At 65.4% G+C, this 21,874-nt stretch carries 23 protein-coding genes, 1 tRNA gene and 1 pseudogene; 8 read left to right on the forward strand and 17 right to left on the reverse strand.

Annotated elements, in window-relative coordinates; all coding sequences use genetic code 11:
- Positions 1 to 114: 114 nt before the first annotated feature.
- The 4 genes and pseudogenes from LAQ74_RS08675 to LAQ74_RS08690 form a co-directional block, all read right to left on the reverse strand.
- Positions 115 to 1,785, reverse strand: coding sequence for a bacterio-opsin activator domain-containing protein (locus LAQ74_RS08675; RefSeq protein ID WP_224332161.1), 1,671 nt, complete (start codon positions 1,783 to 1,785; stop codon positions 115 to 117).
- Positions 1,785 to 2,243 (reverse strand): response regulator, encoded by a 459-nt coding sequence (locus LAQ74_RS08680; RefSeq protein WP_224332162.1) that lies wholly within the window; start codon positions 2,241 to 2,243, stop codon positions 1,785 to 1,787. The genes LAQ74_RS08675 and LAQ74_RS08680 overlap by 1 nt, the downstream gene beginning before the upstream one ends.
- Positions 2,244 to 2,253: 10 nt before the next feature.
- Positions 2,254 to 2,590, reverse strand: a pseudogene (locus LAQ74_RS08685) (sensor histidine kinase); the annotation flags it as partial.
- On the reverse strand, positions 2,500 to 3,231 hold the full coding sequence (locus LAQ74_RS08690; RefSeq protein WP_425498479.1) for a phytochrome family protein: 732 nt from the start codon (positions 3,229 to 3,231) through the stop codon (positions 2,500 to 2,502). The pseudogene LAQ74_RS08685 and the gene LAQ74_RS08690, both read right to left, overlap by 91 nt.
- A 112-nt stretch (positions 3,232 to 3,343) precedes the next feature.
- Here LAQ74_RS08690 and LAQ74_RS08695 point away from each other — a divergent pair, with 112 nt between their 5' ends.
- Positions 3,344 to 4,825 (forward strand): DUF7289 family protein, encoded by a 1,482-nt coding sequence (locus LAQ74_RS08695; protein ID WP_224332165.1) that lies wholly within the window; start codon positions 3,344 to 3,346, stop codon positions 4,823 to 4,825.
- Positions 4,826 to 4,882: 57 nt separating this feature from the next.
- Here the strand turns inward: LAQ74_RS08695 and LAQ74_RS08700 are convergent, their stop codons facing one another.
- The 11 genes from LAQ74_RS08700 to LAQ74_RS08750 all read right to left on the reverse strand — a co-directional run bounded on the left by LAQ74_RS08700 (position 4,883) and on the right by LAQ74_RS08750 (position 15,158).
- Positions 4,883 to 5,719, reverse strand: coding sequence for a DUF7289 family protein (locus LAQ74_RS08700; RefSeq protein ID WP_224332166.1), 837 nt, complete (start codon positions 5,717 to 5,719; stop codon positions 4,883 to 4,885).
- Entirely contained in the window at positions 5,712 to 6,224 is a 513-nt protein-coding gene (locus tag LAQ74_RS08705) for a DUF7266 family protein (RefSeq protein WP_224332167.1), read from the reverse strand. Before LAQ74_RS08705 ends, LAQ74_RS08700 begins: the two co-directional genes overlap by 8 nt.
- Positions 6,217 to 7,146 carry a DUF7261 family protein gene (locus LAQ74_RS08710; RefSeq protein ID WP_224332168.1) on the reverse strand — a complete coding sequence of 310 codons (930 nt, stop codon included), beginning with the start codon at positions 7,144 to 7,146 and terminating at the stop codon, positions 6,217 to 6,219. The genes LAQ74_RS08705 and LAQ74_RS08710 overlap by 8 nt, the downstream gene beginning before the upstream one ends.
- On the reverse strand, positions 7,134 to 7,796 hold the full coding sequence (locus tag LAQ74_RS08715; RefSeq protein WP_224332169.1) for a DUF7288 family protein: 663 nt from the start codon (positions 7,794 to 7,796) through the stop codon (positions 7,134 to 7,136). The genes LAQ74_RS08710 and LAQ74_RS08715 overlap by 13 nt, the downstream gene beginning before the upstream one ends.
- On the reverse strand, positions 7,793 to 8,401 hold the full coding sequence (locus tag LAQ74_RS08720; RefSeq protein WP_224332170.1) for a DUF7287 family protein: 609 nt from the start codon (positions 8,399 to 8,401) through the stop codon (positions 7,793 to 7,795). The genes LAQ74_RS08715 and LAQ74_RS08720 overlap by 4 nt, the downstream gene beginning before the upstream one ends.
- The gene (locus LAQ74_RS08725) at positions 8,398 to 10,428 is read right to left on the reverse strand and encodes a type II secretion system F family protein (RefSeq protein WP_224332171.1); all 2,031 of its coding nucleotides are present in this window, start codon (positions 10,426 to 10,428) and stop codon (positions 8,398 to 8,400) included. The genes LAQ74_RS08720 and LAQ74_RS08725 overlap by 4 nt, the downstream gene beginning before the upstream one ends.
- Positions 10,425 to 13,487 (reverse strand): type II/IV secretion system ATPase subunit, encoded by a 3,063-nt coding sequence (locus LAQ74_RS08730; RefSeq protein WP_224332172.1) that lies wholly within the window; start codon positions 13,485 to 13,487, stop codon positions 10,425 to 10,427. Before LAQ74_RS08730 ends, LAQ74_RS08725 begins: the two co-directional genes overlap by 4 nt.
- Positions 13,488 to 13,537: 50 nt before the next feature.
- On the reverse strand, positions 13,538 to 14,095 hold the full coding sequence (locus LAQ74_RS08735) for a cytochrome P450 (protein WP_255647663.1): 558 nt from the start codon (positions 14,093 to 14,095) through the stop codon (positions 13,538 to 13,540).
- Positions 14,092 to 14,280, reverse strand: a complete 189-nt coding sequence (locus tag LAQ74_RS08740) for a cytochrome P450 (RefSeq protein ID WP_224332173.1) — start codon at positions 14,278 to 14,280, stop codon at positions 14,092 to 14,094. Before LAQ74_RS08740 ends, LAQ74_RS08735 begins: the two co-directional genes overlap by 4 nt.
- A 438-nt stretch (positions 14,281 to 14,718) precedes the next feature.
- Positions 14,719 to 14,791, reverse strand: a tRNA-Arg gene (locus LAQ74_RS08745).
- Between the two features lie 79 nt (positions 14,792 to 14,870).
- The gene (locus LAQ74_RS08750) at positions 14,871 to 15,158 is read right to left on the reverse strand and encodes a Sec-independent protein translocase subunit TatA/TatB (RefSeq protein WP_224332174.1); all 288 of its coding nucleotides are present in this window, start codon (positions 15,156 to 15,158) and stop codon (positions 14,871 to 14,873) included.
- 196 nt (positions 15,159 to 15,354) lie between these two features.
- Here LAQ74_RS08750 and LAQ74_RS08755 point away from each other — a divergent pair, with 196 nt between their 5' ends.
- From LAQ74_RS08755 to LAQ74_RS08765, 3 genes are all read left to right on the forward strand, one after another.
- Positions 15,355 to 15,834 (forward strand): redoxin domain-containing protein, encoded by a 480-nt coding sequence (locus LAQ74_RS08755; RefSeq protein ID WP_224332175.1) that lies wholly within the window; start codon positions 15,355 to 15,357, stop codon positions 15,832 to 15,834.
- A 74-nt stretch (positions 15,835 to 15,908) separates the two neighbouring features.
- Complete coding sequence (locus tag LAQ74_RS08760) at positions 15,909 to 16,736, forward strand: HD domain-containing protein (RefSeq protein WP_224332176.1); 828 nt, start codon at positions 15,909 to 15,911, stop codon at positions 16,734 to 16,736.
- Positions 16,737 to 16,877: 141 nt separating this feature from the next.
- Positions 16,878 to 18,173: an MFS transporter gene (locus tag LAQ74_RS08765; protein WP_224332177.1), complete on the forward strand. Its 1,296-nt coding sequence runs from the start codon at positions 16,878 to 16,880 to the stop codon at positions 18,171 to 18,173.
- Positions 18,174 to 18,188: 15 nt separating this feature from the next.
- Here LAQ74_RS08765 and LAQ74_RS08770 read toward each other — a convergent pair whose 3' ends face one another.
- Positions 18,189 to 18,467, reverse strand: coding sequence for a Sec-independent protein translocase subunit TatA/TatB (locus tag LAQ74_RS08770; RefSeq protein ID WP_224332178.1), 279 nt, complete (start codon positions 18,465 to 18,467; stop codon positions 18,189 to 18,191).
- A 185-nt stretch (positions 18,468 to 18,652) separates the two neighbouring features.
- On the opposite strand from LAQ74_RS08770, the gene LAQ74_RS08775 reads away from it, so the two are divergent.
- The 4 genes from LAQ74_RS08775 to eif1A all read left to right on the forward strand — a co-directional run bounded on the left by LAQ74_RS08775 (position 18,653) and on the right by eif1A (position 21,269).
- The gene (locus tag LAQ74_RS08775; RefSeq protein WP_224332179.1) at positions 18,653 to 18,886 is read left to right on the forward strand and encodes a DUF7835 family putative zinc beta-ribbon protein; all 234 of its coding nucleotides are present in this window, start codon (positions 18,653 to 18,655) and stop codon (positions 18,884 to 18,886) included.
- A 114-nt stretch (positions 18,887 to 19,000) separates the two neighbouring features.
- Positions 19,001 to 20,293: an outer membrane protein assembly factor BamB family protein gene (locus LAQ74_RS08780; RefSeq protein ID WP_224332180.1), complete on the forward strand. Its 1,293-nt coding sequence runs from the start codon at positions 19,001 to 19,003 to the stop codon at positions 20,291 to 20,293.
- Positions 20,294 to 20,496: 203 nt separating this feature from the next.
- Positions 20,497 to 20,877, forward strand: coding sequence for a methylated-DNA--[protein]-cysteine S-methyltransferase (locus LAQ74_RS08785; RefSeq protein ID WP_224337200.1), 381 nt, complete (start codon positions 20,497 to 20,499; stop codon positions 20,875 to 20,877).
- A 101-nt stretch (positions 20,878 to 20,978) separates the two neighbouring features.
- Entirely contained in the window at positions 20,979 to 21,269 is a 291-nt protein-coding gene (gene eif1A / locus LAQ74_RS08790; RefSeq protein WP_224332181.1) for a translation initiation factor eIF-1A, read from the forward strand.
- A 41-nt stretch (positions 21,270 to 21,310) separates the two neighbouring features.
- Here eif1A and LAQ74_RS08795 read toward each other — a convergent pair whose 3' ends face one another.
- Positions 21,311 to 21,712 (reverse strand): DUF2267 domain-containing protein, encoded by a 402-nt coding sequence (locus tag LAQ74_RS08795; protein ID WP_224332182.1) that lies wholly within the window; start codon positions 21,710 to 21,712, stop codon positions 21,311 to 21,313.
- Positions 21,713 to 21,874 lie beyond the last annotated feature (162 nt).

Genomic DNA, 21,874 nt, shown 5'->3' on the forward strand with positions numbered 1-21,874 from the left:
AGGACGGGTGGTACGGAGATATGAGTTCAGATAATCGAGTCTCATCCATCGAAGACGAAGGTGAACTCACGCCCTTTCCGTCGTTCTCGTTTTTGGATCTGAAAGAAGTGTACTCTACGGGCGATACTCCGCACGCCCGTCCTTCGGGGAGTCAGAGAACAGCGCGTCCAACAGTTTGGAGAGGCCGATTCGGACGTGCTGGTGGAACGTCGGCGACGACACGCCGAGCGATTCGGCGACGACCTTCCCGGAGCTGTCGCGCGGCCAGTTGAAGAAACCGGCGAGATACGCGGTCTCGAGCACCGCTCGCTGGCGCTCGGTCAGTTCCTCCGACACCGCCGTCTGAATCTGCTGTGCGGACCGGTCGCGGCGGGTCGTCTGCCGCTGTGCGACCACCTCGGCGTCGGGGTACGCCTCTCGCATCGCCTCGCTCAACCGCCACACCTCTGCGTTCGGCGGAAGGTGGACCACGAGGTGGAAGTCGCCGTCCTCGATGGTCGTCTTCTCGATGTAGCCGCCCTGCGAGGCCAGCGTCGAGAAGATCGGCGGCTTCGTAAGGTGGAGTTCGAACTGCGCGGAGCCGAGGCCCTCGCGGATTATCTTGAAGCTCTCGAAGTGGGGGACCTGCTCGACGAAGTCCGGGAACGAGTCGAGTTCCGCTTCGGCGACGGTCCCGTACGCGAGGTACGAGTCGTCGCCGATGGGGATCACGCGGTCGAAGGTGATGGAACTATCCGGAATTTCGGAGACGCCGATCTGCTGTAACATCTTCTCGACTCGGAATCGGACTTCGGTGACGTCGTCGCTCATCAGGGCCTCCTTCCGGTCGAGCGCGGCCACGGCGTGGCCGATAATCTCGCCGAGTTGGCGTATCACCGCGTACTCCTCTCCCTCGAAGGCATACGGCCGCACGGCGTACACGTTCAACACACCGTACAGGAGGTTTTCGTGGGCAATGGGAACCGCCGCAGACGACTCGAAGCCGTATTCGAGGGCGTGCTCTCGCCAGTACTCGTAGTCGGGGTTCGTGGTGATCTGCTGGGCGACCTGCACCTCCTGAGTCCGAATCGCCTTTCCCGTCGGTCCGTTGGCCGTCTCGCTCTCGTCGGCGGTGATGGTGACATCGTCGAGGTAGCCCTCGACGCCGGCTTTGGCCCGCACGGTGACCTCCTGGCTGTTCCGATCGAGGGCGCCGATCCAAGCGAACCGATACGACTCGGAGGCGGCGAGACGGTCGCAGACCGACTGCTCGATCTCGTCGCGGGTCGACTGCTGAACCAGCGCCTCGTTGATATCGCGGACGATGGCGTTGAGGTTGTTCAGCGCCGCGAGCTGTTCGCGCTGGTGGGCCAACCGTCGCTCGCGGCTCTGTCGCTCTATCGCGTAGCGAAGCGACCGCTGCAGGAGCGCGCTCGTCAGTTCGTCCTTGACGAGGTACTCCTGTGCGCCCTGCTCGACCGCCTGCAGACCGACCGCCTCGTCCTTCAGGCCGGTCAGAACGACGATGGGCGTGTGCGTCGCGTGTTCGAGCACCGTTTCGAGCGTTTCGAGCCCTTGGCTCTCCGGCAGGCCGAGGTCCAGCAACACGACGTCGACATCGCGGCTATCCAGCAGTTCGAGTCCCGCCGTGAGGCAGTCTGCGTGTCGAAGCGACGGGGCGCTACGCGCCTCGCTCGCGCCGTCCTGCACCGCGGCGCCGATCGGCTCTCGGAGGTACTCGTTGATGAGTCTCACGTCGCCCGGCTTGTCCTCGATCAGGAGGATGTCGAGTTCGTCCCCGGACATCAGCGTACGTTACACGACGGAAGCCGGACAATCGAGAGCCAAAACGAGTTGAATGACTGTATCGTCTCGATGAACTCCATCGGGTTGACCGGTTTCGTCAGGTAGGCGTTCGCGTGTAGTTCGTAGGACTTCGCTACGTCGGACTCCGCCTCCGAACTCGTCAGGACGATGACTGGAAGCTTCGAGAGGTCGGCGTCGTTGCGAATCTCTTCGAGCACCTCGTCGCCGTTCTTCCGCGGGAGGTTGAGGTCTAAGAGGACGATGTCCGGACACGGCGCGTCGGCGTGCTCGCCGCGTTTGAAGAGGAAGTCGAGCGCTTCGACCCCGTCGGTGGCGACGTGGAGGGTGTTGTCTATCTGACCCTCCCTGAACACCTCCTCGGTGAGGCGAACATCGCCCGGGTTGTCCTCGACGAGCAGGATTTTCGCCGGTCTTCCGGAGTCGGATCGGTTACTCATCGCGACTCTCCACCGTCTGTAGAGTAAACGAGAACGTCGACCCCTCGCCGGGTTCCATTCACCCAGATGTCGCCGTCGTGGCGTTCAACGATGCGTTCGACCAACGCGAGGCCGAGACCCGTCCCGTCGTGTCCGTTCTGGGTGTGGAGGCGCTGGAAGACTTCGAAGATGCGGTAGGTATCGTCGGGGTCGATGCCAATTCCCTCGTCACTAACCGAGATGACCCACTCACCTCCGTTTAGTTCGGCAGCGACGTTCACTCGTGGCGGTTTGTCCCCGCTGTATTTAATCGTGTTGTCCAACCGATTCTGGAACACCTGACGTAACTGCCGCTCGTCGCCCTCGACACCATTCGGAGCGGTTCCTGCAGGTCGTGAGAGGCGGCGTACGCAAACTGCTCTAAGCGCTCGTTCGACGCCTGTAGTTGCTCTATCGTCTCCCGGAGTTCGAGCCGCCGCGTTTTCGCCCGCGCGTCGTACATCCCGGCGATGAACCCGGCGACGCTGGCGAGCGCAGAGAGGATGAGAACGTTCTCGACGATGCTCGTGATGCCGGCGACGAGGGCTACGAAACTGAGCAGGCCGATCATCGCCCCGATACCGCCGAGACACCATCTGGCGACGGTCGAAAAGAGTTCAGGACAAATGGAGGTGCGTGGCAACCGGTAGCCGCCGTAGAGGAGGGCGAGGCCGGAACCGCCGACCAGAACGGCGACGACGACGTGCGTTCCGCGCGATGTGTCCTCGACGGCGACGAGCGGATATCCGGCGGCGAATGCGAGGTAGAGGGCGCCGAGGCCGACGACGATACGGCTCCAGTTCACCCGAGACGGAAACCGGTTCCGAATAGCCATTATTCGGATAGGAACGCAGTCGTTATTATTGGCGTTGTTCCGAGAAATAACCAACACATCCGCTCGAACCCAGACGATTCCCAGTCGCCGACCGGCTCGGGCACTCGTCGTGTGCGGGTTTTCCTGGAGCGCCATCGGCAGCTGGGTGAGTCGCCTCCTCGAAGCGCTCGACGAACACGACGGTGCCGAAACCTAATCCGCCGTAAACTGGCGTGAATTTTTATAGGTTGAAGACAATCAGTCTCCAATGCAGCTATCCGGGCCCGCGCGAGAGGGGCGACTCGCGCGCGAAACGGGAGGGAGAGACCGGGGGCAGTCGGAACTCATCGGGGTCGTCCTGTTGTTCGGGTTGGTCGTCGCCGGAACGGCGGCCGTCGTCGCGCTCGGCGGGGTCGCCATCGACGACGCGAAGGGCCAGTCGGAGTTCGACCGGGCCGAGCAGGTGATGACGCTGCTCGACTCGAAGGTGGCGACGGTCGCGCTCGGCGATTCGAGCGTCAAGACCGTCTCGCTGGGGCGGTCGAACGGCCTGTACCGCGTCGACGAATCGAGCGGTACTCTCCGCATCGTCCACCGGAACTACGATGGCGCGGGGAGTACGAAGACGCTGTACGACCAACCGCTCGGTGCCGTCGTCTACCGCGCCGACGGCGGCACCATCGCTTATCAGGGCGGGGGCGTCTGGTCCGCCCACGACGACGGTGGCGCGACGATGGTGTCGCCGCCGGAGTTCCACTACCGCGACGGGACGCTGACGCTGCCGGTCGTCCGAACGACGGGAGCGGCGGACACGTCCACGTCAGGCGGCCTGTCGAGCGCGCGTATCACCGGCGTCTCCCGCGGCGAGGCGGTGTACCCCGACCCGTCGGCGACGTACGACGAGAACGGGCAGGAGTACCGAAACCCCGTCGAGAACGGACGCGTCGTCGTCGAGGTTCAAAGCGACTACTACCGCGCGTGGGCGGGGTTCTTCCGAAGTCGAACGGAGGGAGAGGTCGACGAGTACGACAGCAATCAGACGGCGACGGTGGCGCTCGTCACCCTCGGGACGAACGGCGACTTCCAGATGCCCGCCGAGCGCGACGGCGTCAACGTGCGAGGGATGGCCGAGCACACGCTCGACGAGTTCGACATCACGCTGCGCCCCGACGACACCGACAGCGCGAACTTCAACAACCTCCAGTGGTCGCTCGCCGCGGAGGAGGGGCGACAGCAGTTCGAGGTTCACCTCAGAAAGGGCGGCGGGAGTGGCTGTGACATCGACGTGTCGTCGACCGTCTACTACTCCGACGACGGCGGCGACACCTACCACGGCTGGTACGCCGACGACGCGTTCACCACCCACTGCGAGGATATCGACGGCGACGGCGACGACGAGGTCGTACTGGACGCGAACCTCGTCGACGACGAGACGATGCTGAGCTACGAAAGTCTCTCGCAGAGCCAACTGCTTCACTTCAAGCCCGACACGCTCGAAGGCACCGCCACGTTCGACGAACACGGCGTCGACGACGGGACGTACGAACCCGGCGACGAACTGCCGCTCTCGACGCTCCTCGAACATTACTTCTCGCTGCTCGCGCCGTCGTTCGAGTTGACCGTCCACGACAAGAACTCCAACACCATCAGCGAGAGCGCCTCCAGCGGCCGCGTCGTTTACGAAGGTGACGACAACTACGTCACCTATCTGCAGGTCAGCGAGAGCGAAGTCGTCGTCGAACTCGACTGAGGCGGCGACGCGAAGAAAGAGGGAGACGGAGGCGGACGGACAGTACAGCGCGCCGTCTCACTCGAACTCCACGTTGAGATACGTCGCCGTCACGTAGACGCTGTCGACCGGGATATCTGAACACGTCACCGTCGACTCCGCCGCGCCGGTCAACTCGCAGTCGCGGTCGAGTTCCGCCTCGAAGTAGCGCGCCCAGACGGGCGCACGCTCCGTCGTCGTGTCGAGCGTGAGCGTCACCGTGGTGTCGGTCGCCTCCGGGAAGCGCTCCGTCTCGGCGTGTTCGGCGCGGACGAGCACCGTCGTCGACCCGCCGACGTTCGTCCGTCCGTCGCCGGGGTTCGTCAGAATCATCGGCACGACGAGCTCGCGCTCGTTGCCGGTCCCTCGGGAGACGAGGTCGGGTTCCCGAAGCATCACCGCCCCGCCGCCGGGGTCCGTGCGGATGACCGCGCCGTTCTCATAGACGAGTTCCGAGCCCGACCCGGTTCGGAACAGTATCGGCTGGTAGGATTTCTCCGGGTCGTCGACCGCATCCCGACTGGCGATGTCGACGCCGACGGAGTGCGACTGCCCCAACAGCAGTTGCGCGTCGGCGAGTTTGAGTTCGGTCGCTCGACTCGGCGCGTCCTCGTGGTGGATGTCCGCGAGGTTGTCGGCCATCACGTCGAAGGCGCGCTCGGCGTTCGTGAACCGCTCGGCGTCGCGAGCGTCCTGCAGACCCGAGAAGCCGGAGACGTAGACGACGCCGACCGTGCCGGTGATGAGTGCGAACACGAGGATGAAGCTCACCGTTTCGCTCACCGCCCGCGAACGGCGGCCGCGTCGCGACTCCAGCGCCGACGTGCGACGCTGCTCGCTCTGCGTCGGCGTCCGGTTGCGACGACGGTTACGCACTCTCGACCACCAACTCGGAACCGGTGTAGTCGATGCGCACGTCGCCGCCGTTGACGGACTCCGTGGCGACGGCCGTCCGCGTCACGAAGGCGACGGTGACCGCCACGTCGGGGCTCGACGTCGACAGCCGAATCGAGTCGGCTTCGCCGTCGTCGTCGCCGTCGACCACGTCGACGACGTAACTCGTCCCGACGACGCGCGAGGGGAGTCGCCGGTCGAGTCGCACCGTCCCCGACGGCGCGGAGGCCGCCAGCGCGTCCGCCGTTTCGAGGTCGGCGGCCAACTGTTGGCCGACCACGCGGAGTTCGTTTTCGAGCGTCCGGTCGCGCTGGTCCTCGACGAGTCCGCCGCCCGCGACCAGCAGGCCGGAGATGAGAATCCCCGTGATACCGAGCGCGAGGACGTACGACAACGTCGTCGATACTGCGCGGTCGGTTCGCGCCGGCGACCGCGAGTTCGGCGGCCACGGCGGCCGCGGCCGCCGCGGCGAGCCTCGGCTACGCATCGGGTTCACCCGGTGCGACCCGAATCGTCGTCTCGTAGTCGAGGTCCGACGAGTGGTACGTCAGCTCGACGGTCACCGCGTAGATGGCCTCCGTCGAGGAGGGGACCTCGCCGATGCTCCCGCCGCGGGCGACGAAGCGGTACGTGCCCTCGACGGCGTCGCCGTCGTCGTACGACACGTCGTAGGTCGCCGACTCCTCGAAGAACTCCAGCGCCGGACAGGGTTCGCCGCCGACGGTGGCTGACGTGAGGTCGACGGTGACGGAGTCGTCGGCGTCCGCGCCGTCGTACAGCGCACAGCGCTCGGTTCCCGACGGGGTGTCGACTTCGACGCGCAGGTCGTCGTCGCCGACCCGCAGGAGGCGAACCTCGTGGGTTTCGCTCCCGTCGTCGAACTCGGTGGCGAACGCGTCCTCGGAGTCCGAGGCGAGCGAGCCGATTCGGATCCGCTGCTCGAACGCGCGGAGGCCGTCGGCGTCCTCGACGACGGTCCAGTCGTCCGAACCGTCGTCGTCGAGGAACTGCCCCTCGGTCGACTGTTCGGCGGCCGTCCCGGAGTCGAGCGAGTCGTACGAGACGCGCACCGCCCGGCCGTTGCGAACGCTGTAGTTTCGAACCTGCGTTTCGAGTTCGGCGACGCCGCTCTCGACGGCGGACGGGTTTACCGCTTCGCGGTTGCGGTTCTCGTAGGCGACGAGTCCGGCGACGCCCGCCTCCACGTCGGCGCGCGTGTCGAGCGCCGCCGCGCCGCCCGCCGTGTCGGTGCTGCGCGTCGCGAGGTTCTCGGTGTAGATGGCGGAGTTGAGGATGAGCGAGAGCGCGACGAAGACGACGGCTAAAGCGAGCGCGCCGACGAGGAACAACTGCGCTCGCGAGACGCCGCCGTCCCGCCCTCCGCGTCGAAGGCGACTCACATCCGCCACACGACCACCTCCACTCTGAGGACGTTGTAGACGCCGCTGTCGCCGCCGTCGGCGTTCTCGGCGTAGAAGTTCGAGCCGTCGATCTCCGTCTCCGTCGGTTCGGCGACGCCGTCGTCGTCCTCGTCGTCGTACAGCACCGCGTCGTCGTAGAGGGTGACGAGCTGGGTCGCCGTCGCCGCGTTGTCGCTCGGTTCGCCCTGGTAGAAGAGCCGCTGTGTGCGCTCGTCGCCCGCGTCGGTGTGGTGGCGGACGTAGACGTTGGCGGCGACGCCCCGGTCGCCGAACGTCGACCGGAGCGTCCGACCGAACTCGGTCGGCGGGTAGTCGCCGGTGTAGTACGCCTCGTCTGTCGCGCCGCGGAACTCATCGTCGCCGTCGCCGTCGTCGTCGCCCCAGAACAGCAGCGTCCGTTCGAGTGACCCCGAGTCGACGGTCGTAGCGAGGACGCCCTCTGCGGTCGCCTGCTGTTGGTTCTCGATATGCTGGCTGGACGTACTCGCCGACAGCGGCGTCACCGCCGTCACCTGCAGCGCGAAGATGACGCTCGTGAGCAGAATCATCGCCGACAGCACCGCCTCGAGCGTGTGCGCCTGCCCGCGGTCACCCCGGCCGCGGTCGGTCCCGCGTCCGCGACTCGTTCCGGGGCTCACCAGACGCGCACCTCCAGGTGTCCCGCCTCACCGGCCATCGAGACGGCCCGCCACGCCACGACGACGGAACTGCTGTCCGCCGGCGGCGTCGGTCCGGCCTCGAATCGGTTCGCGGCGTCGCAGCCGTCCGCGTCGGCCTCGACGACGCGCCGTTCGTCGTCGTCCCAGCAGAGCCGGTCGACGCCGTCGCCGGTCCGGTCGCCGTCGAGCGTGACGTTGAGATGGACGCCGTCGGAGACGCCGACTCGGTCGTTGACGGTCGCTGCGCCGGGGTCGAAGCCGCAGTCGGGATCGCCCGTCACCGACGCGCCGAAGAACACCGCCGCGCACTCGCTGTCGACGCGGTACGGGGTGTCTGGGGCGCTCAGCGTCCCGCCGACCAGTTGCGAGGCCACTCGGTCGGCGACGACGGTGTCCTCCTGTCCACCGTCGGCGAACGGCGAGAGCATCGACGGGACGAACGCGACGACGAACGCGACGGCGAGCAGAAAGACGCCGGCACCGATGGCGAAGTCGATGGTCGTCTGCGCGCGGGCGTCTGCGCGCCCGATCGGTCTGTCGCGGCGGGCACGGCGGCCCGTGCGACGACTGCCGCGCCGACTCATCCCACCACCACCCACACCGCGAGCGCGATGGTCTGGAGGACGACGACGAACTTGACGCCGGAGACGATGTCGGCGTCGCGGATGTAGCCGCTGATGAACGCCGAGAGCACCGCCTGCAGCGTCACCGCGTGGAAGAACAGCACCGAGAGGACGTTGGTGTCGACGCCGCCGCCGAAGCTCATCCCGCCGGCGCTCGTCTCCCCGCCGCCCGTCAGCCCGGACATCACGTCGAGGAACTGCGTCTTCAGGATGGCCATCACCGCCAGCAGCGTGAGGTACGTCATGATGATGATGACGACCTGCATCCGCGCGCGGGACTTCCGCTCGCGGTCGATGTCGTCCTGATTCTCGGAGGCTTGCGCCGCCGTCGTCAGCACGTCCGTGATCTGACTCGACGCCTCCTGTGCCTTGGTGATGAGTTTGACCGTCCGCGCCAGTCGCGGGATGTGGTACTTGTTGTTGAACTCAACGAGCGCCTCCCGCAGACTCATCCCGTAGTGGACCTTCGCGTGCATCACGTCGAACTCGTCGGCAAGTTTGCCCGACGACGTGTCGGAGACCGTCTTGACCGATTCGAGCAGCGTCTGTCCCGTGTCGTTGGCGCTCGACAGCTTCCGGAGGTTGTCCGAGAGTTTGCCGATGACGGCGTTGCGCGAGTAGACGTTCCACGTGTGGAACACGGCGAGGGGGACGGCGACGATGTACGACGGCACGTACCACCAGACGAACGTCCCCCACACGGGCTGCGAAACCATCCCGTCCCACGACAGCGGCGCGACGCCGTTGGCCGCCGAGACGCCGACGACGACGGCGGCGACGGGGAGCGTGAAGACGAGTGTGAAGAGTGGGTTGTCGCGGAAGAAGATGTGCGGTCGCTTCAGTAGCTCCTTGGTCTTGAACGTCCCCTCGCGGTTCTTCACGCGGTCGAAGAGGCTGAACTCGCCGACGAAGCTCTCGACGAGACCGAGGTGGACCAGACTCTCCTTGTTCTCCTCGGCGAGTCGCTCGCTCCCGTCGGTCGGCCTGAGGTACCCGTCACCGACTTCGTCCTGTTTCACCGTCGAGACGAGCACGAGGAAGCCGACTCCTGTGAGGGGAATCAGTCCGTAGACCGTCGCGTACAGCAGCATCTCGTCGGCGTTGCCGAGCATGCTCATGATGACGAGGATGATGATCAATAAGAGTGGAAACAGCGAGAGCGTCATGTACATCTCGCCGAACAGTTCGAGGGTTTCGAGCGTCAGCTCCTGCTGCTGCTTGGCGGTGCGCATGTGCTTGTCCTTCTTGTCGTCGAGGAACTGCTGCATGTTGCCGCCGGAGTTGACGATGGAGAGCATGTCGGTGAGAAACTGCGAGAGTTCGTCGCTCGGCGTCTCCATCGCCTGCTTCTGGATGGCGGTTCGGTAGTCGGTGCCGAAGTACTCCGTCTCCTGGACGATGCTGCGGAACTCCAGGGAGACTTCGCCGTAGGTGTCCTCCGCTTTGGCCATCGCCTCCAGGATTTCGAGTTGGTTCAGCCCGCCCACCGAGAGCGCGTACATGAACGAGATGGAGTCCGAGAGCAGCATGTCTATCTCGCGTTTTCGGGCGGAAGCGGTCGAGTACGGAATCGCCAGCAGCGTCCCGAAGCCGAGGCCGAAGCCGAGAGAGCCGAACACCAGCCCCGTGATACCGACGGCGGCGGGCATCTTCATCGCCTCCAGCAGGTCGACGACCGTCGGGTTCGGGATTCGCGCGCCGAGCGAGAGCATCTCGGTGCTGACCAGACCGAACTGGAACAGCGCGTAGCCGAGAAGCGTCCCGGCGAGCCACAGCGCAAGTCCGGCGAGCACGCCGACGGCCAGCGCCTGTGAGATGTACAGTTCGACGGTCGTCGTGACGCGCGCCTGCGTGAGTTTCTCCTCCACGTCGGCGACGAAGTCGCCGTCGGGGTCGAACAGCCACGTGAAAAGCGGGTAGAACGCGTCGCCGAGCATCTCGCCCGCGTTTGCGCTTCCCGCCCCGCTCGACCCGGTGTCCAGGCTCATTCGTCGCCCTCGTCGGCCGCCGCGACGTCGCTCGACGCGCCTCCGAAGTGCCACTCGTCGTCTCCCGCAGCGCCGTCACCGTCGTCGGCGTCCGATTCCGTCGTGTCGCTCTCGCTGTCGTCGAGCCTCGTCGTCCGACTGTCGTCCGTGCGACTACCGTCCGTGCGGCTATCGGCCGCTTCCGTGGCGTCGTCTGCGCCCTCGGGTTTCGCGCCGGCGGACGTCTGCTCGTCGACGGGCGTCGGCTCACTATCGTTCGCTGTCTCGTCGCCGTCGAGCGTCTCTCCGTACACGTCGGTGAAGTCGTCGTTCACGCCGTCGGTGAGCGCCGGGACGTCGCTGCCGTCGATGTCGTCGCCGTCCGCGAGTTCCGGGTCGCTCGCCGCAGCGTCGAGTTCGGGGTCCGTGCCCGCTTCGTCCAGCGCCGGACCGTCCACCGTCGGCGACTCCTCCGACGGCGTCGCCGACGTGGCTGTCACGTCCGCGGCGGGTTCGACGCCCGAGAGCGCGTCGGCGACGCTGCCGACGGGTTCGCCACGGTACTCGTCGAACAGTTCCTCCTCGGCGCGTTTCAGAATCTCGCGGGCCTCCGCCAGCGTCTCGGCGTCGGGGTCCGGCCGCGGCACCATCTCCTCCTTCTCGGGGTCGATGTCGATGAGCACCGACTCCATCTCGCGGAGGTCTTCGAGGCTCTTCTCCAACCGGTCTTCGGCCATCAGCGTCAGAATGGTCTCGGGGTCGTTGATGAACGCCTGGAACGTCGCCGCGACCTGCGTGTACGTGTTCAGCCCGCGGTCGATGAGATACGCGAGGACGACCTGTCGCTCGAAGATCTCCGAGCGGAGCGTCTCCTCGGACCACCCGCGGTCGAACTTGATTTCGTCCAACGTGTTCGACTCACCCATGAGCAGGAACTCGTCGTCCTCGGCCTGCCACTGGTAGACGTCTTGGACGTTTATCTCGTCGTTCTCGGCGTCGTAGTGGTTGATCTCGGTGAGCGACTTGTTCCGGCGGACCTTGTTGCCCTGCACCCGGGTGGAGGTCTGAATCGAGACGAGGTCCAGCGCCGAGAACATCGTCTTCGAGACGTTGATGGGTTCGGTCGTGAATCGCTTGAGCACTTCACCGACGGAGTCGGCGTGGAACGTCGTGTACGTCGTGTGTCCCGTCGACATGACCTGAAAGAGGGTTCGACCTTCCTCGCCGCGAATCTCGCCCATCACGATGTAGTCGGGGCGCTGTCGCAGCGCGGCCTCCAGCAGGTCGAACTCGTCGACGTCACCCTTGTCGTCGTCCGAAAAGGAGGGTCGGGTGACTGACGCGATCCAGTTGCGCTGCGGGAGTTCGACCTCGCGGGTGTCCTCGATGGAGACGATTTTCGTATTCGAGGGGATGAAAAGCGAGACGGCGTTGAGGCTCGTCGTCTTCCCGGACGCCGTCCCCCCGGCGAAGATGAGCGACTTGTGGTTCTCGATGCAGAGCCACAAAAAGGCCATCTCGTCGAGCGAGAACGTGTGCCAGCAGATGAGGTCGATGGGGGTGAACGGCACGTCCTTGAACTGCCGGATGGTGTAGTTCGTCCCGTGGTCCGACACCTCTCTGCCGAGCGTCAGTTGCGCGCGAGAGCCGTCGGGGAGCGTGGCGTCGACCTGCGGGCGGCGCTTCGAGATGCCTTTTCCGGACCGTTGGGCGAGTTTGACGACGAAGTCGTCCAACTCCGTCTCCTCGTGGTAGACGTTCGTGATTATCTGCTCGTAGTCGCCGTGGTAGACGAACACCGGCGAGTTGTAGCCGTCGCAGGAGATGTCCTCGACGTTGATGTCGTGTTTGATGCCGTCGATGCGCTCGTAGCCGATGAAGTCCCGAGTCAGGAAGTAGAGCAGTTTCTCGACCTGATACTCCGTGAGGTCGACGTCGTCGTCGGCCAACACCGCAGGTTCGGGGCGGGCCGAGATGCCGTCGAGCCCCGTCACGTCCGCCTCGGCCGGCCGGTAACCGAGCAGGCGGACGAGTCTCCCCGCGACGCCCTCGTCGTCGCCGGCGACGCCGAGTCGGTCGGCGAGCGTGTTCGCAAAGGGCACCGTCCGCTCGCGGCTGTAGAGGTCGTACCGCTCCAGCAGTTCGTACGTCTGCGTCTCGATGACGCGGCGGCGGTGGGTGTCGCCGCCGACCACGTCGTCGTCGTACTTGATGGCCGTCCGGAGCTTTCCGGTGAGATACTCTTCGAGTTCCCGCTCCAGACGGTTCATGTACGGCTGGACGACGTAGTACTTGTCCTCGTTCTCCTTCGTGGAGTGGAAGATGATGACGAACGCGTACGGTTCGTTCACCCAGTAGCGTTCGATCTCCTCGAAGTGCGTCTTCTTCGCCATCGGCACCGCCTTCTCGAGGTCGTAGCGATTGGCGACCGTCGTCGTACCCGCGTCCGTCGAGAAGAACGCGTCCTCGTCGAAGTCGGTCCTCGTGTTGACCGTGCGCTCCTCGACGAGTTCTTCTAACTCCTCGGCGCGGTCGCTCAGATGCGAGATGGTGTTCTCGATAGCGTCGGGGTCGTGCCCCAGCGCGTCGACGGGGTCGAACCGTTCTATCTCGCCGTCGGCGTCGCGCGGGCGGGTCCCGTCGTCCTCGTAGTAGTACTCGCGCTTGTAGTGCTCCCAGATGTACTCGTCTTTGACGACCGGCGTCGTCTCGGGGTCGCAGAACGCCTCGAATAGCTCGTGGAGCGTCTCGGCGTTGCCCCCGGCGAGTCCCACTCGCGCGTCGATGTCGTCGGGGTGAAAGCCCAGAAACGACACCGGGTCGAGTGGGATGCGGTCCCAGTCGGTCCCTACGGGTTTCGTCTGTACGTCTTCGTCGTCCTCCCAGCGGTCGGTGCCCGGCGCGGGTCGAAGTCCTCGATAGAGGTCGTCGGCCGCCCCCGGCGGCCCGTACTCGTCGAGGTACTCCGCCCACGTGTACTCCCCCACGGCGGCCGGGCGACGCGCCTCGGAGTCCGACGTCCCCTCGCCGGCGTCGTCGAACTGCCCGGCATCCGAGTCGACTGCGTCGTCGATAGCCATTGGGAGTGAGTTGTGTTCATTATTGAAAAGTCCTTCTGCCGAATTAACTCTCAATTACTTTGGACTAATAGTGTGTGAGAGTTTCGAACTTGTCTCCCAAACCCGTCCGACTGCTGCACCTTTGCCGGTGCATTGCCGTCACTCGACCGAGCAGTGTACCACGCGAACGTGAGCGCGACGGCGATCGTCTCGTGACCGGCGACTAGAAACGTGACGAGTTCGTCGCGAAGCTGTCGCGGACGCATCCGCTCGTCGTTCTCGTCGGGTTCGAGCAGCGTCGAGACGAGCGGTCCCGCTCCGTCGCCGCGTCGGTGGGCACGGACGGCCGAGACGACCGCTCGGTCGACGACGCGCATCGCCCGGTCGAACCGTCGATTGGCGGGCGTCGGAAGCCAGTTCGGCAGCGAGAGAGGTATCCCGGTCCGTCGGTGGAGTTCGCGGAGGACGACACCGAACGCGTCGCCCAGTTCCGGCGCGTCGGTGGCGACGTCGACGCCGAGCAGCGCGCTCCCGACGATTTCGAGCGTCAGGTCGGTCATCGCCTCGTTGACGGCGAGGGGTTCGCCGGGTGTCCACGCGTCGATCATTCGCTCGGCGTACGCGGTCATCGTCTCGGCGTAGGCGCTGATAGTGGTGGCTGAAACGCCGGTTGGATGCGCCGGCGCTGTTGTCGCCAGAGATCGCCTTCGCTGACGAGGAGCCCGTCGCCGACGAGGTCACCGAACTGCCGTTCGAGAAACGACGCCTTCACGTAGCGGTCGGAGTGCTCGACGAGCACGTGTTCGACGTACACCGGGGATTGAGTTGATAGAACTGCTGGCCGAGGACGCGGAAGCCGACGATATCGCCGTACGTAGCCGCGTCCGAGAGAAACCCGAGTGCGTCCCGCCCGAACTGGTGTGTGTTGCCGACGACGGGGAGACCCGGCGGTCCCGGTGGTGACTCGGGCGTGGTGGCCATACAGACCGGAACGTCACCAGCAGAGAAAAAGTCGCGTCGCTCGGCACGAGGAGCGGGCGTCTTCTGCTGGATTCGCTCGACGCGAAGAGCGGGCGTGGCGGGAGTGAGCAAACGCGCAGCGTTTGCGAACTACGCCACGCGAGTGAACGCAGTAAACGATCGTGGCGGGATTCGAACCACGGTCGGACGTGCTCGCTTCGCTGCGCGCGACCTCCCTGATTCGAATCCCACACGCGTCGCTCTTCGGCCTCACTCCGTTCGGCACGAAGAGCGGGCGTGATGGGATTCGAACCCACGATCTAGAGGTTAGGAACCTCTCGCCCTATCCGCTAGGCCACACGCCCCGGCGACCGTTCGCAGCCGTCGCTGAAAAGCGTGCGCTTCGACGGCGGAAAATGATGCCCGACTCGTCGGGCAGAAGGGTCAGTTGCTGCTCTGCTCGGTCGCTTCGTTGTTCGTCTGCGTCGACGTGGACGTCGTCGTAGACGAAGCCGTGTCGTCGGTGGAACTATCCGAGGTGCCTTCCATCTCCTGCAGTTCCTCTTCGATCTCCTCGCGTCCTTTCTTGAACTCACCCATCGCCTGACCGGTCGAGCGCGCGAGCTTCGGCAGCTTGTTCGCGCCGAACAGCAGGACGATGATGAGGAGGATGATGAGCATTTCGGGCCCCCCCGGAAGCGCCCCGAATAGTGGTATTGCGGTGTCGAACATCTCTACTCCTGCTTAACTCTGTGGCGGTTATAGGCTTTTTGCTCACCGAGTCCGCTCCGTCGAGTGAGGAAAACCGTCCGATGAGGCGCTCGAAGCGGCCGCGGGACCGTCGATACGGGCGACGACGGCCCGGTCGATACCCCCGGAGCGGTTCCGCAAGCGCAAGCGTCATTCCGTTCTATCACTTTCGCCGACTATGGTCGACGTAGGAGACGACGCGCCCGACTTCACCGTTCCGCTGGCCGACGGCGACGTCGGCTCGTTCACGCTCTCGGATCGACTCGACGAAGCCCCGCTCGTGTTCGCATTCTTCCCCGCGGCGTTCACGGGCACGTGTACGAACGAGATGCAGACGTTCCGCGACCGCATCGAGAACTTCGAGTCCGTCGACGCCGCGGTCTACGGCGTCAGCATCGATACGCCGTTCACGCTCAACGAGTTCCGCCGACAGAACGACCTGAACTTCCCGCTTCTGAGCGACGCGAATCGAACACTCGTCGACCGCTACGACGTGTCGATGGATTTCGCGTCGCTCGGCGTTTACGACGTGTCCAAACGCGCGGTGTTCGTCGTCGACGACGACGGCGACGTGACGTACAAGTGGGTGAGTGACGACCCCGGCGTCGAACCGAACTACGAGGAAGTGCAGTCGGCGGCGGCCAGCGCCGCCGACTGAGTGAATCCACCGCCGTGGCGACGTGAGACACATCGAAAGCAAGTTCTTTTCCGCCGCCGAGCATTGGGTCGGATATGAGTAGTGACGCGAGCGTCGACCCGAAAGACACGACGGACGGCGGGCGGGAGTACGACTCGGAGGCCGACCACGCCTACCCCGACGAGAAACTGAACGAGATTCTTCCCGAACTGCTCGACGACCCCGAGGTGACGACGTATCTCGAAGCACAGAACGTCAACGCCGTCACGCGGAAAGGGTACAACGACCACGGGGCGAAACACATCGAAATCGTTCGGAACCGCGCGCTCCGCCTCTACGACCTGCTCAAGCGAGGCGGCGTCGAGTTCAACGGCGCGCGTCAGCAGGGGCTCGACGAGGCGGACGAACCCGTCATCGTCGCGCTCGCGGCGACGCTCCACGACATCGGTCACACCGTCCACCGCGACGAACACGCCTACTACTCGATTCCGCTCGCGGCGGATCTCCTCGACCGCTTCCTCCCGCGGTTTTACGAGACGCCGGGCGTCGTCCGGATGAAAGCCGAGGTGCTGCACGCCATCCTCTGTCACCACACCGAGGAGGACCCGCTCACCCACGAGGCGGGTGTCATCCGCATCGCCGACGCGCTCGACATGGAGCGCGGACGCTCGCGCATCCCCTACGAGAAGGGCGGCCGCGGCATCAACACGCTCTCCAGCCAAGCAATCAACAGCGTCTCGCTCAAGGAGGGCGACGACGTGCCCGTCCTCGTCGAGATAGAGATGATAAACGCGGCGGGCGTCTACCAGGTCGACAATCTCCTGAAGGCGAAGATGCACAACTCCCGACTGGAGAACGACATCCGTATCGTCGCGGTCAACACCAAAGCCGACGACCAACTCGTCGAGCGCATCGAACTCTGAGACGGGCGGTGAACGCCGAGACACCGACCGCCTGCGTCCGCGGCGACGGCTCGTTTCCCCGGCGTTGCCCGTGTGAAACACCCGCTAAGGCGTCCGGTATGCGGTCATTTATCCGTCCGCCCACCATTTCGAATCGCAACTGTGGTCTCGGTACCGGGCCAGTCGCTGTCGTTGCTCAAAAACCGGGAGTTCGCCGCCCTCGCTGGGACGGCGTTCGCCCGTAGTCAGGCGTACTCGACGGTCATCATCGCGCTGGCGCTGTACGCCGAGATATACCAGACGACGGGCGTCGTCGAGGGACTGTTCGGCACGGCGTTCGCGCTGACGCAACTGCTCATCGTCCTCCCGCTCGGCCGGAAGATAGACACCGGCAACGCCAAACACTTCTTGCTCGCCGGGTTGGCGCTGAACGTCGTCGTCTTCGGGGCGTTCGTCCTCGTCGACAACGCCGTCCACGTGGTTTTGGTTCGGATGCTGCAGGGCCTCGGCGCGAGTCTGCTCTGGATCACCGGGTCGACGGTCGTCGGCGAGATAAGCCCCGACAACGAGAGCGGTCGGTGGCTCGGATCCTACAACCAGGTCGCCGCGCTCTCCAGTCTGCTCGGCGATGTCGTCGGCGGCTACCTGCTGTACGCCCACGGGTTCACGCTCACCTACCTCGTGCTGAGCGCGGTGACTATCGGCGCGTTCGCGCTCGTCTTCTTCAACCTCCGGTCGAACCCCGGAGGGCGGAAAGACCCCGAGGATGCGACGAGCGTCGAGACGTTTCGTGCGCTGTTGGACCGGCCGATGATTCGGGCGCTGGTGTTCTTCCGCCTCTCGTTCAGCGTCGGGAAGATGGCCGTCATCATCTTTCTCCCTATCTTCGCGTACGGCCAGTTCGGTATCGAAGCGTTCGCTGTCGGGTGGATTCTCGCAGGCGGCAAACTCACCAAATCGATATCGCAAGGGTACGTCGGCGATCTGACCGACCGCATCGGGCGCAAGCCGTACTTCGTCGCCGCCGGAGCGCTCGTCTACGGCGTCGGGACCGCCTTCATCCCGTTCGCACTCGTCGCCGAGGGCGCGTTCGACCCGATATACGTCCAGACGTTCGAGGGGACGCTGACGCTCGGCGGTGCGTTCTTCTCGCTGTTCGCCGCCTACGCCATCTTGGGCGTCGCCGACAGCCTCCGCCTCCCGGCGAGCATGGCGCTGTTCGTCGAAGAGGGCGAACGGTTCGATTCGGTCGCCAGTAGTATGTCGCTTCGCTCTATCTCGTGGAAAATCGGGCAGGTGGCGGGGCCGCTGATGGTCGGCGTAGTCAAAGACGTCGTCTCCAACACGGCGGCGTTTCTGTTCGCCGCCGGATTCATCGCCGTCGCGACCGGCGTGTTCGTGTTCACCTACCGACGGATGACCCCCCGAGAGACAGCGAGTGCCGTCCCCGGTGACTGAAGCGGTCGAGTCGCGTCAGCTCGTCGACTGCGAGTCGGCGTCGCGCTCGGTGTCGGCGTCGAGGTCCACGTCGTCTTCGGTGTCGCCGACGCCGGAGGTCGGGCCGGACGTGGCTGGCGACTGTCGGAGTTCCTGTTCGATTTCGTCTCGGCCGCGCCTGAACTCGCCCATCGCCTGTCCCGTCGAACGCGCGAGTTCCGGGAGTTTGTTCGCGCCGAACAGCAGGACGACGATGAGGAGGATGATGAGCATCTCGGGGCCGCCCGGCAGTCCACCGAAGAGTACGAACGTCATGTCGAGACGTAGGGAGGCCGTCGACCGAGATAAACTCGCCGTGCGTACCCGGGGGTGAAGGAGTGTCCGACAGCGGCGGCGGTCCTATTTATACACCTTGTCAGTACAGGCATGTTCCCGAAGCAGAAGTGCTGTGAGTTACGGATGGTAGCGCGGAGACTGTGCTGGGGGAACACTATATATCGATGGAGAAAGTAAATCGAGGGAGCGTATCGGCGGAACCGAGCGAAGACGACTACACGCTGACCGAACAGTGCGCCGACTGTGGCCATGAGACGGAACACAAAGTCGAGGTGAGTATCGTCTCGACGAGCGACGAACAGCAGACGAACCCGGAGAACCGGAAGTTCGCACGGGTGCCGTGCCGGACCACGACGTGTCTCAGGTGTGGGGCCGTCACGGAACGACTCCGCCGCTGACCGTCCGTCCACGCGTCGACCCGCAGTCGAATCCTCCGGAACTTCAGCGTTTTCGTACTCTCTGAGGGAGCGTAAAAAACAGTTACGTTTTGAGACGGACTATCTCGATGTATCGTGTCGCACCCAGAACAATCTCGCCGCCGATTCCTCGCGGCGGTCGGCGCCGTCGGCGTCGGCGGTCCGCTGTACTCCGTCAGGGGTCGAGCGACCGACTCTACGGGAGAAAACACGCAACAGACCGGGTCGAATCGTCGAGAGCAGTCACGACAGAACCAGTCGCAGACGCCGCGCGCCGCGTGGCCGATGTTCCAGAGCGACGCCGCGAACACGGGTTACCAGATAGACGGGGTCGGACCCTCCGGGAACGTGAGGGTTCGGTGGCGGTTCACGCCCGGAGAACGGCAGATACTGGGACGGGACGTCAGCGGCATCCTGTCGAGTCCGGCCGTCGTCGAGGACACGCTCTACTTCGGAGCGAACGACGGCTTCCTGTACGCCAAAGACGTCGAATCCGGTGACGACCGGTGGCAGTTCGAGTCCGGTGAGGTGCTCGCTCGGAGTCCGGCGGTCGTCGGCGATACCGTCTACGTGGGCGCGTCGACGGGAAAACAGCCGATATACGCCCTCGACACCGCTGACGGGAGTCAACGGTGGGAGTACCAGACTATCAACACGTCGGGCCGAGCGACGAAAGGTCGCTCACCGAGCAGTCCGACGGTCGTCGACGGCGTGGTGTACGTCGGCAGCGCGGAGACGTCGCTCGTCGACCCCCGCGGCGCGGTGTACGCGCTCGACGCCGAGACCGGCGACCCGCAGTGGACCGCCCGCGTCGACGGCTACGTCGACGGAACCCCGGCCGTCGACGAGAATAGTGTCTACGTGGGCGACTCCACCGGGACGGTGTACGCGTTCGACATCGACACCGGGGCGGTGTCGTGGCAGTTCGAAACCAACGACGTCGTCCGAAGCAGTCCGAGCGTCGTCGACGGCGTAGTGTACGTCGGCAGCGAGGACACCAACGTCTACGCGATAGACGCCGAAAACGGGATCCAGCGCTGGCAGTACGTCACCGGTAGGGGCGTCCAGAGTAGTCCGAGCGTCGCCGACGGCGTGGTGTACGTCGGCAGCGACGACGGCGGCCTGTACGCGCTCGACGCAGCGAACGGACAGGAGCGCTGGCGCTATCCGACCGGCGGCTACGTCAGAAGTAGCCCGACCATCGTCGGCGACACCGCCTACGTCGGCAGTTCCAGCGCCAGCGTCCACGCCGTCGACGCCGACAGCGGCGAGCGGCGCTGGCGCTTCGGGACCGACGGCAACGTGCTCAGCAGTCCCGCCGCCGTCGACGGATCGCTCTACGTCGCCGCCTTCGGCGGATCGCTGTACGCGCTCGCCGACGTGGAGTGAACCGACACACGACGGGAGAAACTGACGCCACCCCGGGAGAGACGACGCGCCCGGGAGGAACGACGTCGCGCCTCACGGGCCGAATCAGTCTTGTTCCGGCGGGTCGTCCCCCAGAGAGTGAACTCGACAGAACGGTTCGGTGGGGGCGGAGCGCGTCGACCACGGCGACGACCCGAGAGGGGGCGACCAGGGTGGACGTGAGACTGTTCGGAGCGGTCGTCACGCTCGACGAGACGGCGGTGTCGGCGTCCCCGGGCGAACTCCGCCGACAGGTCGCCGCCTACGAATCCGGCGAGCGCCGGAGGTTCGACCTCGACGTGCGTCGACCGATCGGTTTCACCGGCGAGGTGATGCGAGCGATGGCGGCGATTCCCTACGGCGAGACGCGCACCTACGGCGAGTTGGCGGCGACGCTCGACACCGCCGCCGTCGCCGTCGGCCAGGCCTGCGGCCGCAACCCCGTCCCGCTCGTCGTTCCGTGTCACCGCGTCGTCGGCGCGGACTCGCTCGGTGGCTACTCCGCCGGCGACGACGACCTCACGCTGAAGCGACGTCTGCTCGACCACGAGCGCGCGAACCGATGACGACCGGGCGAGCGACGCGCGACGGGAGCCGTACTCGCGCTCGGACGCGTCGCACCGGGTTCGACGCCAGCTATTAGCTCTCCCGCCGTCTACTGTCAACTATGAGTGAAGAATCCGGACGGCGGAACCTCCGGATGCCCACGGACGACGAGCAGTTCGCGCTCGTGACGGACATGCAGGGGTACGGCCGCGTCAGACTCCGCTGTAACGACGGCAAAGAGCGGATGGGTCGCATCCCCGGTCGGATGCGCAAGCGAATCTGGATTCGCGAGGGCGACATCGTGCTCGTCGAACCGTGGGACTGGCAGGACGAGAAAGCCGACATCGTCTGGCGGTACGAGAAGCAGGACGCCGACCAGTTGCGCGGGGAAGGCCACATCACCATCGGGTGAGCGACGGGTCGGCGTTCGCGTTCGATTTTCGTCTCGCGTGCCTACTCCTCTCGTTCGTCGGCCAACTGGAACAGCTTCCCGTACTCCTCGGGCAGTTGCGCTCGCACGTCCTCCATCTCGCCGGGCGGGACGACGTCGTTCACGAGCGCGACGATAGCCTGCGCGTGATACGTCGCGTCGCTCCTGTCGATGGGGTCGGTCGACCCCTCGCGCTCGGCGACGCGGTCGACGAACTCGTCGAAGGCGAAGCGTTGACCGGAGTCCGCGTCGAGCAGGTAGCGGTCGATCTCCATCGGAAGCGGGCCGGCGAGGTCCTGTGCCTCGCCTTCCTGCAGTCGCTCGCCGAGCGTGGTGAGCGTCGCCCGGATAGCGCGGACCGATTCGCCGGTATCCGGTAGTTCGAGTCGATTCTGGACCTGACCGGTGAACTCGTCGAAGTTCATCTGTCCTCCTCCGCGTAGGTTCGCGACGCGCGGATCCATAACTGTCGACCCGCCCGTTCGAGCGGCGCGCGGCCGCGCGGACATCGTCGGCCCACGTTCTCCTCAGTGGGTCGCGCAGCCGTCTTCGCCGGACCGCGCACGCGTCCTCGATGGGTCGGTAAA

Source organism: Haloprofundus halobius (assembly GCF_020097835.1).
Taxonomy (GTDB): domain Archaea; phylum Halobacteriota; class Halobacteria; order Halobacteriales; family Haloferacaceae; genus Haloprofundus; species Haloprofundus halobius.